20 protein-coding genes are annotated in these 19061 nt (G+C 69.3%); 17 read left to right on the top strand and 3 right to left on the bottom strand.

What is annotated here, in order from left to right; translation table 11 throughout:
• The first annotated feature begins 70 nt into the window (after positions 1-70).
• From alaS to A8G18_RS18170, 6 genes are all read left to right on the top strand, one after another.
• Positions 71-2737 (top strand): alanine--tRNA ligase, encoded by a 2667-nt coding sequence (gene alaS / locus A8G18_RS18195; protein ID WP_064064943.1) that lies wholly within the window; start codon positions 71-73, stop codon positions 2735-2737.
• 2 nt (positions 2738-2739) lie between these two features.
• A complete protein-coding gene (gene ruvX / locus A8G18_RS18190) occupies positions 2740-3258 on the top strand; it encodes a Holliday junction resolvase RuvX (protein WP_064064942.1) in 519 nt (172 codons plus the stop codon).
• Complete coding sequence (locus tag A8G18_RS18185) at positions 3255-5069, top strand: endolytic transglycosylase MltG (protein ID WP_064064941.1); 1815 nt, start codon at positions 3255-3257, stop codon at positions 5067-5069. The genes ruvX and A8G18_RS18185 overlap by 4 nt, the downstream gene beginning before the upstream one ends.
• Positions 5059-5913, top strand: coding sequence for a shikimate dehydrogenase (locus tag A8G18_RS18180; protein ID WP_064064940.1), 855 nt, complete (start codon positions 5059-5061; stop codon positions 5911-5913). The genes A8G18_RS18185 and A8G18_RS18180 overlap by 11 nt, the downstream gene beginning before the upstream one ends.
• A gap of 200 nt (positions 5914-6113) precedes the next feature.
• Positions 6114-6470 (top strand): YciI family protein, encoded by a 357-nt coding sequence (locus A8G18_RS18175; RefSeq protein WP_064064939.1) that lies wholly within the window; start codon positions 6114-6116, stop codon positions 6468-6470.
• A gap of 13 nt (positions 6471-6483) precedes the next feature.
• The gene (locus A8G18_RS18170; protein WP_064064938.1) at positions 6484-7719 is read left to right on the top strand and encodes an RNA polymerase sigma factor; all 1236 of its coding nucleotides are present in this window, start codon (positions 6484-6486) and stop codon (positions 7717-7719) included.
• Here the strand turns inward: A8G18_RS18170 and A8G18_RS18165 are convergent.
• Entirely contained in the window at positions 7712-8092 is a 381-nt protein-coding gene (locus tag A8G18_RS18165) for a DUF1622 domain-containing protein (protein WP_064064937.1), read from the bottom strand. The two genes, A8G18_RS18170 and A8G18_RS18165, sit on opposite strands and share 8 nt — an antisense overlap.
• A gap of 164 nt (positions 8093-8256) precedes the next feature.
• Between A8G18_RS18165 and A8G18_RS18160 the strand changes: the two genes are divergently transcribed.
• From A8G18_RS18160 to aroB, 4 genes are read left to right on the top strand one after another with little or no spacing between them, the layout of a single operon-like run.
• Positions 8257-8874, top strand: coding sequence for a prepilin peptidase (locus A8G18_RS18160; RefSeq protein WP_064064936.1), 618 nt, complete (start codon positions 8257-8259; stop codon positions 8872-8874).
• A 48-nt stretch (positions 8875-8922) separates the two neighbouring features.
• Entirely contained in the window at positions 8923-10110 is a 1188-nt protein-coding gene (aroC, locus tag A8G18_RS18155) for a chorismate synthase (RefSeq protein ID WP_064064935.1), read from the top strand.
• Between the two features lie 4 nt (positions 10111-10114).
• The gene (locus A8G18_RS18150; protein ID WP_064064934.1) at positions 10115-10681 is read left to right on the top strand and encodes a shikimate kinase; all 567 of its coding nucleotides are present in this window, start codon (positions 10115-10117) and stop codon (positions 10679-10681) included.
• Positions 10678-11787 carry a 3-dehydroquinate synthase gene (aroB, locus tag A8G18_RS18145; RefSeq protein WP_064064933.1) on the top strand — a complete coding sequence of 370 codons (1110 nt, stop codon included), beginning with the start codon at positions 10678-10680 and terminating at the stop codon, positions 11785-11787. The genes A8G18_RS18150 and aroB overlap by 4 nt, the downstream gene beginning before the upstream one ends.
• Before the next feature lie 3 nt (positions 11788-11790).
• Here aroB and A8G18_RS18140 read toward each other — a convergent pair whose 3' ends face one another.
• Together A8G18_RS18140 and A8G18_RS18135 are read right to left on the bottom strand one after the other, a co-directional pair.
• Positions 11791-12402 (bottom strand): TIGR03086 family metal-binding protein, encoded by a 612-nt coding sequence (locus tag A8G18_RS18140; RefSeq protein WP_064064932.1) that lies wholly within the window; start codon positions 12400-12402, stop codon positions 11791-11793.
• Positions 12403-12481: 79 nt separating this feature from the next.
• Positions 12482-13066, bottom strand: a complete 585-nt coding sequence (locus A8G18_RS18135) for a B-4DMT family transporter (protein WP_064064931.1) — start codon at positions 13064-13066, stop codon at positions 12482-12484.
• Positions 13067-13141: 75 nt separating this feature from the next.
• On the opposite strand from A8G18_RS18135, the gene A8G18_RS18130 reads away from it, so the two are divergent.
• From A8G18_RS18130 to A8G18_RS18100, 7 genes are all read left to right on the top strand, one after another.
• Positions 13142-14239, top strand: coding sequence for an aminopeptidase P family protein (locus A8G18_RS18130; RefSeq protein ID WP_064064930.1), 1098 nt, complete (start codon positions 13142-13144; stop codon positions 14237-14239).
• A gap of 34 nt (positions 14240-14273) precedes the next feature.
• Positions 14274-14837: an elongation factor P gene (gene efp, locus A8G18_RS18125; protein ID WP_016934777.1), complete on the top strand. Its 564-nt coding sequence runs from the start codon at positions 14274-14276 to the stop codon at positions 14835-14837.
• Positions 14838-15347, top strand: coding sequence for a transcription antitermination factor NusB (gene nusB, locus A8G18_RS18120; protein ID WP_016934776.1), 510 nt, complete (start codon positions 14838-14840; stop codon positions 15345-15347).
• Positions 15348-15558: 211 nt separating this feature from the next.
• The gene (gene pyrR / locus A8G18_RS18115) at positions 15559-16197 is read left to right on the top strand and encodes a bifunctional pyr operon transcriptional regulator/uracil phosphoribosyltransferase PyrR (RefSeq protein ID WP_026003434.1); all 639 of its coding nucleotides are present in this window, start codon (positions 15559-15561) and stop codon (positions 16195-16197) included.
• Positions 16194-17135, top strand: a complete 942-nt coding sequence (locus A8G18_RS18110; protein ID WP_016934774.1) for an aspartate carbamoyltransferase catalytic subunit — start codon at positions 16194-16196, stop codon at positions 17133-17135. The genes pyrR and A8G18_RS18110 overlap by 4 nt, the downstream gene beginning before the upstream one ends.
• A 44-nt stretch (positions 17136-17179) precedes the next feature.
• On the top strand, positions 17180-18493 hold the full coding sequence (locus tag A8G18_RS18105; protein WP_064064929.1) for a dihydroorotase: 1314 nt from the start codon (positions 17180-17182) through the stop codon (positions 18491-18493).
• An 8-nt stretch (positions 18494-18501) separates the two neighbouring features.
• Positions 18502-18993, top strand: a complete 492-nt coding sequence (locus A8G18_RS18100) for a PH-like domain-containing protein (protein WP_016935410.1) — start codon at positions 18502-18504, stop codon at positions 18991-18993.
• The last annotated feature ends 68 nt before the right edge of the window (positions 18994-19061 follow it).

Below are 19061 nucleotides of genomic sequence, written 5' to 3'. Positions count from 1 at the left end.
CCGATCGGCACGATCGGTAGCCCGCCCCGGGCAGTTCACACCATCGCCAGACCACAAAAGGACCATCGACGTGCAGACCCACGAGATCCGCAGGCGCTTTCTCGATCACTTCGTGAAGGCGGGACACACCGAGGTGCCGAGCGCGTCGCTGATCCTCGCCGATCCCAACCTGCTGTTCGTCAACGCCGGCATGGTCCCGTTCGTGCCCTACTTCCTCGGTCAGCAGACCCCGCCGTACACGCGCGCCACATCCGTGCAGAAGTGTGTTCGCACCCTCGACATCGAGGAGGTCGGCAAGACCACCCGCCACAACACCTTCTTCCAGATGGCCGGCAACTTCTCGTTCGGCGACTACTTCAAGGAAGAGGCCATCACCTTCGCGTGGTCGCTGCTCACCGGTTCCGTCGAGCACGGCGGTTACGGCATCGATCCCGAGAAGTTGTGGGCGACGGTCTATCTCGACGACGACGAGGCGTACTCCATCTGGCGCGACAAGGTCGGTGTGCCCGACGAGCGCATCCAGCGCCGCGGCATGAAGGACAACTACTGGTCGATGGGCATCCCCGGCCCGTGCGGTCCGTGCTCCGAGATCTTCTACGACCGCGGACCCGACTACGGCGTCGAAGGTGGTCCCGAAGCCGACGAGGACCGCTACATCGAGATCTGGAATCTCGTGTTCATGCAGAACGAGCGCGGTGAGGGCGGCGCCAAGGACGACTACCCGATCCTCGGCCCGCTGCCGAAGAAGAACATCGACACCGGTATGGGGGTCGAGCGCGTCGCTTTCCTGCTCCAGGGCGTCGAGAACGTCTACGAGACCGACCTGCTGCGTCCGGTGATCGAAAAGGCCACCGAACTCACCGGCGCCGTCTACGGTGCGACACACGACGACGACGTGCGTTTCCGCGTCATCGCCGACCACGCCCGCACCGCCGCGATGCTCATCGTCGACGGCGTCAACCCCGGCAACGACGGCCGCGGCTACGTGCTGCGCCGCCTGCTCCGCCGCATCGTGCGCTCGGCGCGCCTGCTCGGCGCCGACAAGCCCACGATGCGCGAGTTCATGGCGGTCGTGCGCGACACCATGGCCCCGTCCTATCCCGAGCTCGCCACCGATTTCTCCCGCGTCGAGACCGTCGCGGTGGGCGAGGAGACCGCCTTCCTCAAGACCCTGGGCACCGGCAGCAAGCTCTTCGAAGGCGCCGTCGAGACCGTGAAGTCACAGGGCAAGAACGTGCTCGGCGGCACCGAGGCGTTCACCCTCCACGACACCTACGGCTTCCCGATCGACCTCACCCTCGAGATGGCGTCCGAGGCCGGCCTCACCGTCGACGAGGAAGGCTTCCGCTCGCTCATGGCCGAGCAGCGGCAGCGCGCCAAGGACGATGCCCGCGCTCGCAAGCACGCCCACGCCGACCTGACGGTCTACAAGGAACTCCTCGACCGCGGCCCCACCGAGTTCACCGGCTTCAGCGAACTGGTGAGCGAGGCGCACGTGCTCGCCGTCATCACCGGCGGCGAGCGGCTGCACGCCGCAAGCGCGGGCCAGCAGGTCGAGCTGATCCTCGACCGCAGCCCCCTCTACGCGGAGTCCGGCGGTCAGATCGCCGACATCGGCAGCATCACCGGCCCGGGTCTGAGGATCAAGGTCGACGACGTCCAGAAGATCGCCAAGCAGCTGTGGACACACAAGGTCACCGTGCTCGAGGGCCAGGTCGTCGAAGGCGACGCCGTCCTCGTGCAGGTCGATCCCGAGTGGCGCAAGGGTGCCACGCAGGGCCACTCCGGCACCCACCTGGTCCACGCCGCGCTGCGCGAGGTGCTCGGCCCCAACGCCGTGCAGGCCGGCTCGCTCAACAAGCCCGGCTACCTGCGGTTCGACTTCTCGTGGCCCGGCGCGCTGTCCGAGCAGCAGAAGCAGGACATCGAAGGCGTCACCAACGAGGCCGTCGCGGCGAACTACCCGGTCAACACGTTCGTCACCGACCTCGACAAGGCCAAGAAGATGGGCGCGATGGCCCTGTTCGGCGAGAACTACGGCGACGAGGTCCGCGTCGTCGAGATCGGCGGTCCGTTCTCGATGGAGCTGTGCGGTGGCACACACGTGCAGCACTCCTCGCACGTCGGCACCGTGACCCTCCTCGGCGAGCAGTCAGTCGGCTCCGGTATCCGCCGAGTGGAGGCATACGTCGGTCTCGATTCCTACCGTCATCTGGCGAAGGAACGCGCGCTGCTCGCGGGCCTGTCCTCCACCCTCAAGGTCCCCTCCGAGGAGGTGCCCGGGCGCGTCGAGGCCCTGCTCGACCGGCTCAAGGCCGCGGAGAAGGAACTCGAGAAGACCCGTGCCGCGAACGTCGCCGCTGCAGCCGGCACGTATGCGGGCAAGGCGCAGCGCGTCGGCGACGTACTCGTCGTGGCCGAGGCCGCTCCGGACGGTGTCGCCGGCAACGATCTGCGCACGCTCGCGGCGGACGTCCGCGGCCGCCTCGGCACCGAGCCCGCCGTCGTGTTGCTGCTCGGCAATGCCGGCGGCAAGGTGCCGTTCGTCGTCGCCACCACGAAGGCAGCCCAGGAGAAGGGCATCAAGGCCGGCGAACTCGTCTCGAGCTTCGGCCCCGCGATCGGTGGTCGCGGTGGCGGCAAGCCCGACATGGCCCAGGGCGCAGGGTCGGATCCGGCGGGCATCCCCGCCGCACTCGACGCCTTCCGTGCCCGCCTGAACGAGTCGGCCGGCTGAGCGTGGCCGAACTACCGCGCCCCGATCGCCCCGGAGCGGACGATCCCGGCCGTGGTCGCCGCATCGCTGTCGACGTCGGCAGCGTTCGGATCGGGGTCGCATCGAGCGACCCCGACGGCATCCTCGCCACTCCGGTCGAGACTGTGCCGCGTACCAAGGAACGTAGCCCGGAAGCGCCCGATATCCGGCGCATCGTCCGGATCGTTAGGGAATACGAGGCAGTGGAGGTTATCGTCGGGCTGCCGCAGACACTGCGCGGTGAGCCCGGCAAGGCTGCGAAACTGGCGAGCGACTTCGCGCGTCGGCTTCGCCGTGCCCTACCCGACGTTCCCGTGCGCCTGGCCGACGAACGTTTCACGACGGTCACTGCGGCGCGCGCCCTCCGCGAGAGCGGGGTAAGTGCGCGAGGCGCGCGGCCGGTCATCGACCAGGCTGCCGCCGTGGCCATCTTGCAGGGTTGGTTGGACGAGCGGAGTTCGGTAGTGAACGAGTCGGGGCGTGACGCGGGGGGCAGCCGGTGAGCCGGCACGGACGACACGACGACCATTCGGAGAACGGGCGGGAGGATCTGTTCGCAGATCCCTACGCCGGTGGGTACACGCAACCTCCGGTCGATCGCACCGGACCCGCTGACCCGCAGCGGTCCGACCGGGGTTACCGGTACGACGACCCGTACGCACCCGACCCCTACGCGCGCGATGCGTACGGGCACGATCCCCACGCCGGTGATCCGTACGGTGAAGGTCACTCCGGCGGGGCGCCGAGCGCCGGTCGTCCTGGTCCGGACGACCACGAGACCACGGTCCTGAACTTCGGTCCGGGGGCGTTCGACGGCCCACCACCGGGCACGGTCGACGGTCCACCGTCAGGCGCCCCGGGGTACCACCCGCATGCCACGGCCGGTCGTCCCGAACAGGGATACGTCGACGACGACCATGCGGACCAGGACTACGGCGAGCAGGGTTACGGCGAGCAGGGTTACGACGACGGCGGACACCTCGACGACGAGTATCCGGGCGGCTACTCCTACGCCGCACGCGACGATTACCGGGACACCGATCGGCGCGACGACTATGCCGACTACGTCGACGACGATGCGGACGACGACACCGCCGAACAGCGCGCGGTGCCTGCCGCGGTCGGCGGTTCGGATCATCCCGCGCGCCGCGATCCGAAGGCGCGCAAGCGCAAGAGACGTGGACGGGTCGTGGGGGCGCTCGCCGCCGCGATTCTCCTGCTCGTCGTAGCAGGTGGCGGTTATCTCGCCTACGATCGGCTCCTCGGCCCCGACCTCCCGCCCGACTTCACCGGACCCGCCGGTCCCGCCGTCGTCGTCCAGGTCGCCCCGGGCGACACCGCCGGAGAGATCGGCAGCGAATTCGTCGACAAGGGCGTCGTGGCGAGTTCCGCCGCTTTCTACGAAGCGGCCGTGCAGAACTCGGGAATGAACTCCCTGCATCCCGGCTTCTATCAGGTGCCCACCAACATTCCCGCCGTCGACGCCGTCGCGGCGCTCGTCGACCCGGCCAGCCGGGTGGGGGCGCTCGTCATCTCCGAGGGACGTCAGCTGCACGACATCCGCGACGTCAACACGGGCGCCGTTCGCAAGGGCATCTACACACTCATCGCCGAGGCGAGCTGCCACGGCGACGCTGCCGCCGAGAACTGCATCACCTACGAGGAACTCGACGCGGCCGGATCCACCCCGGATCTGCAGGCCCTCGGCGTTCCCGAATGGGCGCGCGATGCGGTGGCGAACGTGCCCGACAGGCGACGACAGCTCGAGGGTCTCATCGCCGCAGGCAGCTGGGATTTCGATCCCACTGCCGAACCCGTCGAGATCCTTGCCCGCCTGGTCTCGGAGAGTGCTACGAGCTACGACTCCACCGGGATCACCGACGCGGCCGCGCGGGTGGGCCTGACCCCCTACGAGATGCTCATCTCCGCGTCGCTGGTCGAACGCGAGGCACTGCCACAGGATTTCGCGAAGGTCGCCCGCGTGATCCTCAACAGGCTCGAGATCGATCAGATGCTCCAGTTCGACTCGACGGTCAACTACGAACTCGACGAGACCGAACTCGCGACCACCGACGCCGACCGCGGCCGGGTGACCCCCTGGAACACCTACGCGAAGGTCGGTCTGCCGGCGACGCCCATCTCCTCGCCGAGTATCGGCGCGTTGCAGGCGATGGAGAACCCGGAACCGGGGGAATGGATCTACTTCGTGACGATCGACGACAAGGGCACCACGCTCTTCGCGAACTCCTACGAGGAGCACCTGCAGAACACCGAGTTGGCACTCGCGAGCGGGATCCTCGACAGTGGCCGCTGATCCGAGGTCGGGTGTCCGGAGGGCGGCGGTCCTCGGGAAACCCATCGCGCACTCGAAGTCGCCCCTGCTGCATCTCGCGGCGTACCGGGCACTCGGGCTGGCCGAGTGGACCTACGAACGCGTCGAATGCACCGGTGAGCAGCTGCCGGGACTCGTGTCCTCACTCGGTGAGGAATGGGTCGGCCTGTCCGTCACGATGCCCGGCAAGTTCGCGGCACTCGAATTCGCCACCGAACGCACCGAGCGGGCTGTGACGATCGGTTCGGCGAACACCCTCGTCCGTATCGAGAACGGGTGGCGGGCCGACTGCACCGACGTCGACGGTGTGTCGGGGGCATTGCGGTCGGCCGGGGTCGGCGATCTGTCCGATGCGGCGGCGGTCGTCGTCGGGTCGGGTGGCACCGCGCGACCGGCGCTGGTCGGGCTCACCGACCTCGGTGTGCGTTCGGTGATCGTCGTCGCGCGTTCCGAGGAGAAGGCCCGCGCGACGTTCGACTGCCTCGGGGACGACATCGAGGCCCGATGGCTCTCGTTCGATGCGCCGGAACTCGCCCGGGTCTGCGCCGAGGCGGGTGCGCTCGTGAGCACCGTGCCCGCGCCCGCGGCGGCACCGTACGCGGAGACGCTCGCGCACGCGCCCTGCATCCTCGACGCGATCTACGATCCCTGGCCCACGCCCCTGGCGAAGGCAGCCGAGGCACGTGGGGGCTGCGTCGTCAGCGGTCTGCACATGCTCCTGAACCAGGCCTTCGGGCAGGTCGAACAGTTCACCGGACTACCCGCCCCGCGCGCGGCGATGGCCCGCGCCGTCGGGCTGGACATGAATTCTCCGCATCCGGCCTGAGGACCCGCGCGGCCCCGGGGTCGTGGCGATCCGCACCGTCTTCATCCATGGATGCGGACGAGGGGTCCGATACCGACCATGTGCGAGGGCGGCGGGCCGGACCGACGGTCTTTTCCGTGCCAGGTGTCGAATCCGCGCCTTACCGTTCGTATGGAGGATGAGAGGCCGGATCCGCCGGCCGTGGAGGGAAGGACCCCGACATGGCGCAGTACCTGCTGAGCATCTACCAACCGGACGGTGAGCCGCCGTCTCCGGAGTTCCTCGAACCGATCATGAAGAAGGTCGAGGCCTGGCAGAACGAGATCCGGGAGGCGGGCGTCTGGGTGTTCTCCGGTGGGTTGCACCCACCGGACACCGCCACGGTCGTGCGTACCGACGAGGGGCGCGTGGTGACGACCGACGGTCCGTACATCGAGGGCAAGGAGCACCTCGGTGGCTTCGACATCCTCGACGTGTTCGACCTCGACGAGGCGCTGAGGTGGGCACGCGGTCTCGCGGAGGCCACCACGCTGCCCGTCGAGGTACGGCCGCTGGCCTTCGGTTCCTGCGCCGGATGACGTGCATACAACGATGACCGATCCGTCCACCGCGGACATCGAACGCGTCTTCCGCGACGAGTACGGCCGGGCGGTCGCCGTCCTGTACCGCGTCTTCGGCGACATCGATGTCGCCGAAGACGCGGTACAGGATGCCTTCTCGATTGCCGCCGAGCGGTGGCCGACGGAGGGGATCCCGCCGAGTCCGGCCGGATGGATCATCACCACCGCCCGTCGCCGGGCGATCGACAGGGCACGACGGGAGACGGCACGTTCGGTCAAGCACGCCGAGGCGGATCTGCTCCACCCGGCGTCCGGCGCGGCACTCGACCCCGAGGCGGTCGCCTCTCCCGAGATTCCCGACGACCGGCTCCGGCTGATCTTCACCTGCTGCCATCCGGCGCTCGCGCCGGAGTCACGTGTCGCCCTGACGCTGCGCCTGCTCTGCGGGTTGACCACGGCGCAGATCGCCCGCGCTTTCCTGGTTCCGGAACCGACCATGGGACAACGGATCTCGCGCGCCAAGCGAAAGATCCGCGACGCGCGTATCCCGTTCCGCATACCGTCCCCCGACGATCTACCCGAGCGTCTCGACGCCGTCCGATCCGTGCTCTATCTCGTGTACACGGAAGGCCACACCGCAAGTGGTGGGCCCGAACTCGCCGACGCCGACCTGTGCGCGGAGGCCGTGCGCCTGGGCCGATTGCTGGTCCGGCTCGTTCCGGACGATCCCGAGACCACGGGACTGCTCGCCCTGATGCTCCTCGGTGAGTCCCGACGCACGGCACGGACGGGACCCGACGGCGGGCTCGTGCTGCTCGCCGACCAGGACCGATCGCTGTGGGACCGAACCTTGATCGACGAGGGGCAGGCGCTCGTGCGACGCACCCTGCGCTGGAACAGGCCTGGGCCCTGTCAGATCCAGGCCGCCATCGCGGCCGTGCACGCCGACGCGGCCACGATCGACGACACCGACTGGGCGCAGATCGTCGCGCTCTACGACCTGCTGATGGCCTCGGGTCCCTCGCCGGTCGTCGCGTTGCACCGGGCCGTCGCACTCGCCGAAGTGGACGGTCCCGCTGCGGCTCTCGACATCGTCGACCGTCTCGATCTCGATCGCTATCACGTCTTCCACGCGGCGCGGGCCGATCTGCTGAGACGCCTCGGAAGGACCACCGAGGCGAGCGTCGCGTACGGCATCGCCGCCGCACGGACGGAGAACGTGGTCGAACGTGCACATCTGCTGCGGCGGCGCGACGAGCTCAGCTGACAGACGTCGTGCCGGGCGCGCTCTCGGTCTCGGGCACCGAACGCTGCCACGGCCACCGGCCGTCGATCTCCAGTTGCAGCGACCAGCTCAGGAAGGTGCGGATGAACACGATGACCGCCAGCACGCCCACCGATGTGAAGGTGGGTGTGACGGCGACGGTCTTGATGATGTCGGCGGCGACCAGGAATTCGAGGCCGAGCAGGATCGATCGGCCGAGATTGCGCCGGTACGGTTCGTAGATCTCCGCCTCCGGGGTGCGTCGCCGCGCGGTCGCCGCGAGCCAGGTCGCCGCCAGCGCGCCGATCACCATGACGCCTACTCCGACGACGTCGATGACCGTGCCCACGTGTTCGAGCAGCGACGAAATCTCCATTCGACCAGAACCTTCCGACCGGATCCGACAGACTGCGGCAATCCTTGCAGGACGATCGCCGTCCCGTGCGGCTTTGTCCACAGGACCCTGGCGTATCCACAGAAGCCGGGCCGGACCCCGCGCGAGCCCGCTGCCGGGTAGGCGTGGGGTGCACGATCCGGGGCATGACAGGGGAGGCGACAGGCGTGCTCGCGACGGCGGTTCTCGGGCTGGGCGCGGGAGTGATCGTGCGGATTTCGGCGGGGTTGCTGGCCCGACGTCGACCGCCACCGGGACTGTGCGAGCTGGCCTGCGCGGGAGTCGCACTCGTCGTGGTCGCTGCAACCGCCGGCGCCACGACGATCGGAGTGATGGTGTTCGGATGGTGGTGTGTGTGTCTGAGCACCGTGGATCTGCTCGTGCGGCGTCTGCCGAACGTGCTGACCCTCGGGGGAGCAGGAGCGATCCTCGGCGTCGCCACCGCGACGGGACAGGGGCGGGCCGCCTTCGCCGGCGCCCTCCTGCTCGCGGCGCCGTTGCTCATCACCCATCTGACGGTGCCGCGGTCACTGGGCGCGGGCGACGTCAAACTCGCCCTCGGGCTCGGCGCGGTCACCGGACTTGCCGGGCCCTCGGCGGTGCTGCTCGGTGCCCTGCTCCCACCCGTCCTCACCGCAGGTGCGGCCCTGTTTCTGCGGTTCCGGGCGGCCGGTCGCGGGGGAGTGAGGGCCGTTCCGCGTGCGCTTCCGCACGGACCGTCGATGTGTGCCGCCGCGGCACTGGCGTCGATCGTGCCGGGTTGACCAGGGGCGGTATGTCGAGGCGGCGGGCGAACATGGAAGGATGGACCTGTGCTGCGCTGGATAACTGCTGGAGAATCCCATGGTCCCGCCCTCGTCGCGATGCTCGAGGGGATGGTCGCCGGAGTCGAGGTGACGTCGAACGACATCTCGGAGCAACTCGCGCGCCGGCGACTGGGCTACGGCCGCGGCGCACGCATGAAGTTCGAGGCCGACAAGGTCACTGTGATCGGCGGTGTCCGGCACGGACGCACCCTGGGCGGCCCCATCGCGATCGAGATCGGCAACACCGAGTGGCCCAAGTGGGAGACCATCATGGCCTCCGACCCGGTCGATCCCGAACTGCTCGCAGGACAGGCGCGCAACGCACCGCTGTCCCGCCCCCGGCCCGGCCACGCCGACTTCGCGGGCATGCTCAAGTACGGCTTCGACGACGCCCGTCCCGTCCTCGAGCGCGCCAGCGCCCGGGAGACCGCAGCACGCGTGGCGGCCGGCACCGTCGCCCGGAACTTCCTGCGCCAGGCATTCGGGGCCGAGGTCGTCTCGCACGTCATCTCCATCGGCGCATCCGATCCCTATGTCGGCCCCGAACCCGGCGCCGATGATCTCGCCGCGATCGACGCGAGCCCCGTGCGCGCCTACGACAAGGCCGCCGAAGAGTCCATGATCGCCGAGATCGAGGCTGCGAAGCGCGACGGCGACACCCTCGGCGGAATCGTCGAGGTCGTGGTGCACGGGCTGCCCGTGGGCCTCGGCTCGTTCGTCAGCGGCGCCGACCGCCTCGACGCGCGACTGGCCGCCGCCCTCATGGGGATCCAGGCCATCAAGGGTGTGGAGGTCGGCGACGGCTTCGAGACCGCGCGCCGACGCGGCAGTGCCGCCCACGACGAGATGAAGCCCGGTCCCGACGGTGTGCTCCGTTCGAGCAACCGTGCCGGTGGCCTCGAAGGCGGCATGACCAACGGTGAGGCCCTGAGGGTGCGCGCGGCGATGAAGCCGATCTCCACGGTGCCGCGTGCCCTGTCGACGGTCGACATGACCACGGGCGACGAGGCAGTCGCGATCCACCAGCGCTCCGACGTGTGCGCGGTGCCCGCGGCGGGTGTCGTCGCCGAGGCGATGGTCGCACTCGTCGTCGCGCAGGCCGCCCTCGAGAAGTTCGGCGGCGACTCGCTCGCCGAGACCGTGAGCAACATCGACCACTACCTGAAGGGCATCGCGGCGCGGCCGCCGCGGTGATCCCATGTCGCCTCGCCTGGTACTCATCGGCCCGCCGGGAGCGGGCAAGTCGACGATCGGTCGTCGGGTCGCGAACGCACTCGACCTGCCGCTGCTCGACACCGACGCCGAGATCGAGCGCGTGACCGGCCGGACGATCCCCGAGATCTTCTCGCAGGACGGCGAACCCGCCTTCCGGGAGATCGAGGAAGAGGTGGTCGCGCGGGCCCTCGACACCCACGACGGGGTGGTGTCCCTCGGTGGGGGAGCGATCCTGTCGGAACGCACCCGTGCGCGACTCGCCGGACAGACCGTCGTCTACCTCGAGATCAGCGTGTCGGAGGGACTGCGCCGCACCGGCGCGGTCGGAGCCGCCGGAACCCGGCCGTTGCTGGCCGGCGGCGACCCGGCCCAGAAGTACCGCGACCTCATGCGTCGTCGCCGTCCGTTGTACCGGCAGGCGGCGACCATCCGGGTGCGCACCGACGGCCGCAGCCCCGGACGGGTCGTCCAGCAGGTGCTTGCCAAACTCGAAGCAGCGGACACCGCTACCAGCCAGACCATCAGCGAGGATCGGAGCCCCACACCGTGACCGAACCGGTACGCATCGACGTCGAGACCGCCCAGCCCTATCCGGTGATCATCGGCCGGGGACTGCTCGGCGACGTCGTCGAAGAACTGTCCGGCACGCGGACCGTCGCGATCTTCCACCAGCCGACGCTCACCGCGACGGCGGAGGCCGTGCGGGAGGCGCTGGCCGAGACCGGCATCGACGCGCACCGCATCGAGATTCCCGACGCCGAGGACGGCAAGGAACTCGCCGTCGCCGGCTTCTGCTGGGAGGTTCTCGGCCGCATCGGGCTGACCCGCTCGGACGCCGTCGTCAGCCTCGGCGGCGGCGCCGCCACCGACCTGGCCGGATTCGTCGCCGCGACGTGGATGCGCGGTGTGCGCGTCTACCACATCCCCACCACCCTGCTGGCGATGGTCGATGCCGCGGTGGGCGGCAAGACCGGCATCAACACCGAGGCGGGGAAGAACCTCGTCGGATCGTTCCACGAACCGTCCGCGGTGTTCGTCGATCTCGCCACCCTCGAGACGGTGCCGCGCAACGAGATCGTGGCCGGTCTGGCCGAGGTCGTCAAGACCGGCTTCATCGCCGATCCGGTCATCCTCGATCTGATCGAGGAGAACCCCGAGGCCGCGCTCGATCCCGCCGGGACGGTGCTGCCCGAGCTGATCCGGCGTTCGGTCGAGGTCAAGGCAAAGGTGGTCGCGGCCGACCTCAAGGAGTCGAGCCTGCGCGAGATCCTCAACTACGGCCACACCCTCGGGCATGCCATCGAGCGTCGCGAGCGATACCGCTGGCGTCACGGCGCCGCCGTGTCGGTGGGCCTGGTGTTCGCAGCCGAACTCGGCCGGCTCGCCGGGCGCCTCGACGACGCCACCGCCGACCGGCACCGCGCGATCCTCGAATCCGTCGGCCTGCCCACGACCTACGATCCTGACGCCTTCGGCGATCTGCTCGAGGGTATGCAGACCGACAAGAAGAACCGTGCCGGCATGCTGCGCTTCGTCGTCCTCGACGGACTCGCGAAGCCCGGCAGGCTCGAAGGACCCGATCCCACCCTGCTCGCGGCGGCCTACTCCGAGGTCGCGCGACAGGGCAAGGCCGACGCGGGAACCGTGCTGCTCTAGCAGTCACCTCGTCGACGAGGGTGGTCTCCACGACGGGTTGCGCCCGGTGAGTCCGATCAGGCGGTCCAGTGGCGACGCGTCGTCGCCCACCCGGACGGCAGGACCGAACAGACCACCCCCGTCGCCGGCGCGTTCCGCCTCGGTGATGCTCTCCGCGAAGGCGGTGCACGCTGCGATCTCGTCGGGCTCGCAGGTGTACGGCTGTCCCGTGGCGACGGCGAGATCCCAGCCGTGGACGACGAGTTCGTCGAGGGCGACGAGTCCGGCGACCGCCGCCGGAAGGTCGAGTCCGCCCGCGCGGGTCGTGCCCTCCCAGGCCGTGGGCTCTTTCCACGCCCGGCCGAGGTCGGCGAGCCGATCGGGTACGAGGCGACGCCAGTCCGGCTGCAGTTCGCTCGTGAGCTGCGGTGGGGTGTCGGTGTACGGCCCGTGGTCCTTGCGCGCTGCCGCCGTGAACGCGAGCGACAGTCCGAGCACATGGTCGACGAGCACCCCGACGGAAGTGTCGGAACACGGCGTCGGTCCTGTCAGCTGCGCGTCGTCGATGCCCGCCAGGATGCGCTCCATACGGCGGGTGGCGGGAGTCAGGTCGAGCATCTCGGTGGTGTCGGTCATGGGAAGCTCCTCGAGGTCGGCTGTAGGTACCGACCGTCACCACCCGGAAAACTGAGCACCCGCCCGCCTGCCGAGGGGCCTACTGCTTCGGATCGACCCTCGGGAACACCTCGGTGGGGGAGTCGTCGGTGCGCCAGGCAGGGTCGGCCTGCGCCGAACCCGCGGGCGCCGCCGCCCCCACACCTGCGGGCGCGTGGTGCTCCCGATGGACCGACCAGTCGTCGTCACGCGCGGCCTTGCGCTCGCTCCGCCGCGCGAAGAACCTGCCCGAGGTGACCGCGGCCATCGCCGGCAGGAACACCAGCAGCACGGTGAACGCGGCACCGGAGGTGATCTCGAAGAACAGGGACGTCACGCCCACCGGCACCGGGGTGACCGTATCGACGAGCCACGTGAGGACTCCACCGACGATGGCGGTGACCGCGCCGGCGGCGAGCCAGCGCATCGTCAGGTCGTCGCCCTCGTCGGGGTCGGGATGCGCGCGGTGGTCGCGGATGCCGTCGAGACCGGCCCAGACGAACGCGGCGATCACCACCACGGCGAAGCCCAGCCAGCGCAGTACCGATCCCTGCAACGGCCACTGGATGAGAGCGGCACCGAGCAGGACGCGCACGACCACGTGGACGAGGGCGAGCCCGAGTCCGCGAAGCAACCAGGGTTTCATGTACCTCAGCGTAACGGGTGGCGAAGCCGACAGTGTGTCCCGTCCCACAGCTGCCGTCGCGGTAGGTTGAGCGATATGTCTGCCGACCACGCTTCCCGTCGCCGAGCGCTGCGTGCGCTGCTCGCCGACCGCGATCTCGACGCGCTGCTGGTGACCGGTCTGACCGATATCCGATATCTCACGGGTTTCACGGGTTCCAACGCGGCGCTGATCGTCTCCACGGTGGACGATGCGGACGAGACCCGCACCGTCGTCTGCACCGACGGCCGCTACGTCACGCAGGTGGAGGAGCAGGTCCCCGATCTGCGCGCCGTGATCGCCCGGTCGTCGACGGCCCGGCTCATCACCGAGTTCGGAACCGACGCTGCGCGTTGGGGATTCGAGAGCCACTTGGTCACTGTCGACGAGAGGGCCCGGTGGGACGAGCTCGACGTCCCCGTCCGCTTCGTCCCCACTCCGGGACTCGTCGAGCAGCTGCGCGCCGTCAAGGACGAACACGAGATCGGCCTGCTGCGCGACGCGTGCGGCGCGGCCGACCGCGCATTGGCGGATCTCCTCGCGGCGGGCGGGCTGCGCCCGGGGCGTACCGAGAAGGAGGTGGCGCGCGACCTCGAATGGCGCATGTTCGGGCACGGCGCCGACGGGATCTCCTTCGAGACGATCGTCGCCGCAGGCGCGAACTCCGCCGTACCCCACCACCGGCCCACCTCCGCGGTCCTCGTGGAGGGCGACTTCGTCAAACTCGACTTCGGTGCCCGAATCGGGGGTTACCACTCCGACATGACGCGCACCTACGTGCTCGGCCGGGCGGCGGACTGGCAGCGCGACCTGTACGAGCTGGTCCTGCGTGCACAGCAGGCCGGTCGCGAGGCGCTCGCACCCGGTGCCGAATGCTCCGCGGTGGACGCCGCCGCGCGCACGGTGATCGCCGAGGCCGGCTACGGCGAGCTGTTCCTGCACGGGCTCGGCCACGGAGTCGGGCTCGAGATCCACGAAGCGCCCGGGATCGGTGCGGCGGCGACCGGTACACTTGTCGCCGGTGCGGCGGTGACCGTCGAGCCGGGTGTGTACTTCTCGGGGCGCGGAGGCGTGCGGATCGAAGACACGCTCGTGGTGCGGGAGCATACTCCGGAGTTGCTCACGCTCACCGACAAGACATTGACCGTCGTTTGAGGGCGGTTCCTCGACCCTAGGAGACACGAACCAAGTGGCTGATACCAGTGACTTCAAGAACGGCCTCGTTCTGAAAATCGACGGACAGCTCTGGCAGATCATCGAGTTCCAGCACGTCAAGCCGGGCAAGGGCCCTGCCTTCGTGCGTACGAAGCTCAAGAATGTGACGTCGGGCAAGACCGTCGACAAGACCTGGAATGCCGGTGTCAAGGTCGAGACCGCCACCGTCGATCGCCGCGACATGACCTACCTCTACAACGACGGCACCGACTACGTCTTCATGGACGGCGAGACCTACGACCAGATCACCATCTCGCCCGAGCTGCTCGGTACCAGCGCCGACTTCCTGCTCGAGAACATGCCCGTCCAGGTCGCGACGCACGAGGACGTCCCGCTGTTCGTGGAGCTCCCGGTCACGGTCGAGCTCGTCGTCCAGCACACCGATCCCGGCCTGCAGGGCGACCGCTCCACCGGCGGCACCAAGCCCGCGACTCTCGAGACCGGCGCCGAGATCCAGGTCCCGCTGTTCATCAACACCGGCGACAAGCTCAAGGTCGATTCCCGCGACGGCAACTACCTCGGGCGAGTGAATTCCTGAGTGTCCGGTAACCAGAAGAAGCTCGGGGCCCGCCACAAGGCCCGCAAGCGCGCCGTGGATCTGCTCTTCGAGGCGGAGGCCCGCGACGTGCATCCCGTCGACCTCGCCGCCGATCGCGTCGAACTCGCGATCGACGACGATCAGGTCGCACCGGTGCCGGCATACGCGCAGACCATCATCCGCGGTGTCGCCGAGAACCTCGACGAGACCGATCGGGTGATCGCCGACCACCTGCACGAATGGACCCTGGACCGGCTTCCCGCCGTCGACCGCGCGATCCTGCGCATCGCGGTCTGGGAACTCTTCCACGCGACCGACGTGCCGCCCGTGGTGGCGGTCGACGAAGCGGTCGAGCTGGCCAAGCAGCTGTCCACGGACGACTCGCCCGCCTTCGTCAACGGAGTGCTCGGGCAGATCGTCGCCGTCGCCGACCAGGTGCGCGCAGCTGCCGCTGCCACCCTCGTCCGGCCGGCGCAGGCGTCGCAGGACCGGGAGTCGGACGAGTCCTGAGTTCGTCACCCTGTCGGGGCGAGCGACGACACGAGGCACCGTGAGTGGGCCCGGCGGGAATGTTCCTGCCGGGCCCACTCCGGCGTCCGGGAGGTCTGTGTTGCGCTTCACCCACCATCCGTGCCGAGGCGGACGTCGACGCTGATAGGCTCGACAACCGTCAGGCATCCTTTAACGATCCGTCCAGTGAGGCGGAGAAGGAGGTCGCTGCATGGCCGTGTCCGAGGACGGGTCCACAGCTTCTACCCCCACCGAGTCTTCCTCCACTCCTGCTGCGTCGTCCGGTACCGCCGTGCCGGCCCGCGAGCTGCTCTCCGCCGCCGACGTCCATCGGACGATCGCCCGGATCGCACATCAGATCATCGAGAAGACCGCGCTCGACACTCCCGACGACGCGCCGCGTGTCGTGCTCCTCGGAATCCCCACCCGCGGGATCACTCTCGCTCAGCGACTCGCCGAGCGCATCGAGGAATTCGCCGGTGTCCGGGTCCCGGTGGGTTCGCTCGACATCACGCTCTATCGCGACGACCTCCGCACGAAGCCGCATCGACCGCTCGAGCGCACCTCGGTGCCCGAGGGTGGGGTCGACAACACCCTCGTCGTGCTCGTCGACGACGTCCTGTTCTCGGGACGCTCCGTCCGTGCCGCGCTCGATGCCCTGCGCGATCTCGGTCGCCCCCGCGCCGTCCAGCTCGCGGTGCTCGTCGACCGCGGCCATCGCGAACTTCCGCTGCGGGCCGATTACGTCGGGAAGAACGTGCCCACCGCACGCACCGAGGATGTCCGCGTACTGCTCACCGAACACGACGGGCGCGACGCCGTCGAGATCTCCGGAGGCAAGGCTCAGTGAAACACCTGCTCACCATCGCGGATCTGACGAAGGACTCCGCGACGGGGCTTCTCGACGAAGCCGAGCGGTTCGAGCAGGCACTGCTCGGGCGTGAGGTGCGCAAGCTTCCCACGCTGCGCGGCCGCACCATCATGACCGTCTTCTACGAGAACTCCACCCGCACCCGTGTGTCCTTCGAGGTCGCCGGCAAGTGGATGAGTGCCGACGTCATCAACGTCTCGGCGTCGAGTTCGTCGGTGAAGAAGGGCGAATCGCTGCGCGACACCGCGCTGACCCTGCACGCCGCCGGCGCCGACGCCCTCGTGGTCCGCCACTCCGCTTCCGGTGCCGCACACCGGATCGCGCAGTGGACCGACGAATCCGGGTCCGGTCCGGCCGTGGTCAACGCCGGCGACGGCACCCACGAACATCCCACACAGGCGCTGCTCGATGCGCTCACCCTGCGTCAGCGCCTCGGATCGATCGAAGGCCGCCGCATCGGCATCGTCGGCGACGTACTGCACAGCCGGGTGGCCCGGTCGAATGCGCTGCTGCTGAGCATGCTCGGCGCCGAGGTCGTTCTCGTCGCGCCCCGCACCCTGCTTCCGGTGGGCGTGGAGACCTGGCCGGTGACGGTCGCCGATTCGCTCGAGGCGGAACTCCCCACCCTCGACGCAGTGATGATGCTGCGGGTGCAGGCCGAGCGGATGAACGGCGGGTTCTTCCCGTCCGCACGCGAGTACTCGATCCGGTACGGGCTCAACGCCACGCGCGCGGCGCTGCTGCCGGACCATGCCGTGATCCTGCATCCGGGCCCGATGCTCCGGGGCATGGAGATCGGTTTCCCGGTCGCAGACGCCCCGCAGAGCGCGGTGCTGCAACAGGTGAGCAACGGTGTCCACGTGCGGATGGCGGTGCTCTTCCGCCTGCTCGTGGGGACGGAAGGGAACCTGTCGTGACCCACACTTCCCACCCGGGAGATACAGGAACAGGAGACACACAGGTGACGCCGCAGGTGCTCATCCGCAACGTCCGCCTCTACGGCGAGGGCGATCCGGTCGACGTGCTGCTCGGCGACGAGCAGATCCTCGCCGTCGGAACCGACCTCGAGGTCGGCGACGACGCGGAGATCGTCGACGGCACGGGGCAGATCATGCTCCCGGGCTTCGTCGACCTGCATACGCATCTGCGCGAGCCCGGCCGGGAGGACACCGAGACCGTCGACTCCGGCTCGGCCGCCGCGGCGCGCGGCGGGTACACCGCGGTCTTCGCCATGGCCAATACCGATCCGGTCGCCGACTCGGTGGTCGTCACCGATCACGTGTGGCGCCGCGGCCGCGAGGTCGGGCTCGTCGACGTCCACCCCGTCGGTGCCGTCACCGTCGGGCTCGAGGGCAAGCAGCTCGCCGAGATGGGCACGATGGCCGCCGGTGTCGGCGGAGTGCGGATGTTCTCCGACGACGGCAAGTGCGTCTACGATCCGCTGCTCATGCGTCGCGCGCTCGAATACTCCGCCTCGCTCGGGGTGCTCATCGCCCAGCACGCCGAGGAACCGCGTCTGACCGTCGGTGCCGTCGCCCACGAGGGACCGACCGCGGCGCGGCTCGGCCTGGCCGGCTGGCCGCGCGCCGCCGAGGAGTCCATCGTCGCCCGCGACGCGCTGCTCGCCCGCGACGCCGGGGCGCGCGTGCACATCTGCCACGCTTCCACGGCCGGGACGGTCGAGCTCGTCCGCTGGGCACGCTCGCAGGGCATCGCGATCAGCGCCGAGGTCACGCCGCACCACCTGCTCCTCGACGACTCGCGTCTCGAGAGCTACGACGGCATCAACCGGGTCAACCCGCCCCTGCGGGAGCGGAGCGACGTCGAGGCACTGCGACGCGGACTGGCCGACGGGACCATCGACTGTGTGGCCACCGACCACGCCCCGCACGCCGAACAGGACAAGTGCTGCGAGTTCTCGCAGGCACGTCCGGGAATGCTCGGACTGGAGACGGCGTTGTCCGTCGTGATCGAGACGATGGTCCGGCCCGGGCTGCTGGACTGGCGCGGCGTCGCGAAGGTGATGAGCGAGCGTCCCGCGCAGATCGTGGGCCTCGACGACCAGGGCCGGCCGCTCGACGTGGGCGAGCCCGCGAACGTCGTGCTCGTCGACCCGGACACCGAGTGGACGGTGCACGGCCCCGACCTCGCGAGCATCTCCCACAACACGCCGTACGAAGACATGACCCTGCCGGGCCGGGTCACCACCACCGTGTTGCGCGGGCGGATCACCGCCCGCGACGGTGAGGTGTTCCCACGCACAGGCGAAAGGTAGGAACCGGCATGGATCGCCTTTTTCTCACCGTCGGTTTCCTCGCGCTGTGGGTCGTGCTCGTCCTGCTGATGTGGAAGGGCTGGAAGGGACGCGCCCGCCGGCAGCAGGACGCCGTCGGCGAATTGCCGACCGTGCCCGCGGAGCTGGGGGAGCGGCTCGTCGAGCCGAGCACGGGCCTGTACGTCGGCAGCACCCTCGCGCCGAGCTGGCAGGACCGCGTCGCGGTCGGCGACCTCGGACACCGCGCGAACGCGGAACTGTCGCGCTACCGATCCGGTGTCCTGCTCGAACGCGACGGTGCATCCCCGATCTGGATCCCGCAGGATTCGATCCGCGCGATCCGCACCGAGCGCGGGCTGGCAGGCAAGGTCATGTCCAAGGACGGGGTGCTGGTCATCCGCTGGGAGCTGCCCTCGGGGACCGAGATCGACACGGGCTTCCGCGGCGACGACAAGTCGATCTACCCGCTCTGGACGAACGGGAACGACGAAAGATCTTGAGACGGTGACGATCACAACGACGATGACGATCACGACGAACAACACGACGATCACGACACGCGAGATCT

It is taken from the genome of Rhodococcus gordoniae, from assembly GCF_001646655.1.
Lineage (GTDB): Bacteria > Actinomycetota > Actinomycetes > Mycobacteriales > Mycobacteriaceae > Rhodococcus > Rhodococcus gordoniae.
This window is presented reverse-complemented; position numbering and strand designations above follow the sequence as displayed.

Bases quoted from the DNA above. Each gene is read 5' to 3' on its own strand.
- A8G18_RS18175 (WP_064064939.1), top strand. From the start codon at position 6,114: ATGGCGCAGTACCTGCTGAGCATCTACCAACCGGACGGTGAGCCGCCG.
- A8G18_RS18170 (WP_064064938.1), top strand. From the start codon at position 6,484: ATGACCGATCCGTCCACCGCGGACATCGAACGCGTCTTCCGCGACGAG.
- A8G18_RS18165 (WP_064064937.1), bottom strand. From the start codon at position 8,092: ATGGAGATTTCGTCGCTGCTCGAACACGTGGGCACGGTCATCGACGTC.
- A8G18_RS18160 (WP_064064936.1), top strand. From the start codon at position 8,257: ATGACAGGGGAGGCGACAGGCGTGCTCGCGACGGCGGTTCTCGGGCTG.
- A8G18_RS18150 (WP_064064934.1), top strand. From the start codon at position 10,115: ATGTCGCCTCGCCTGGTACTCATCGGCCCGCCGGGAGCGGGCAAGTCG.
- A8G18_RS18140 (WP_064064932.1), bottom strand. From the start codon at position 12,402: ATGACCGACACCACCGAGATGCTCGACCTGACTCCCGCCACCCGCCGT.
- A8G18_RS18135 (WP_064064931.1), bottom strand. From the start codon at position 13,066: ATGAAACCCTGGTTGCTTCGCGGACTCGGGCTCGCCCTCGTCCACGTG.
- A8G18_RS18130 (WP_064064930.1), top strand. From the start codon at position 13,142: ATGTCTGCCGACCACGCTTCCCGTCGCCGAGCGCTGCGTGCGCTGCTC.
- pyrR (WP_026003434.1), top strand. From the start codon at position 15,559: ATGGCCGTGTCCGAGGACGGGTCCACAGCTTCTACCCCCACCGAGTCT.
- A8G18_RS18100 (WP_016935410.1), top strand. From the start codon at position 18,502: ATGGATCGCCTTTTTCTCACCGTCGGTTTCCTCGCGCTGTGGGTCGTG.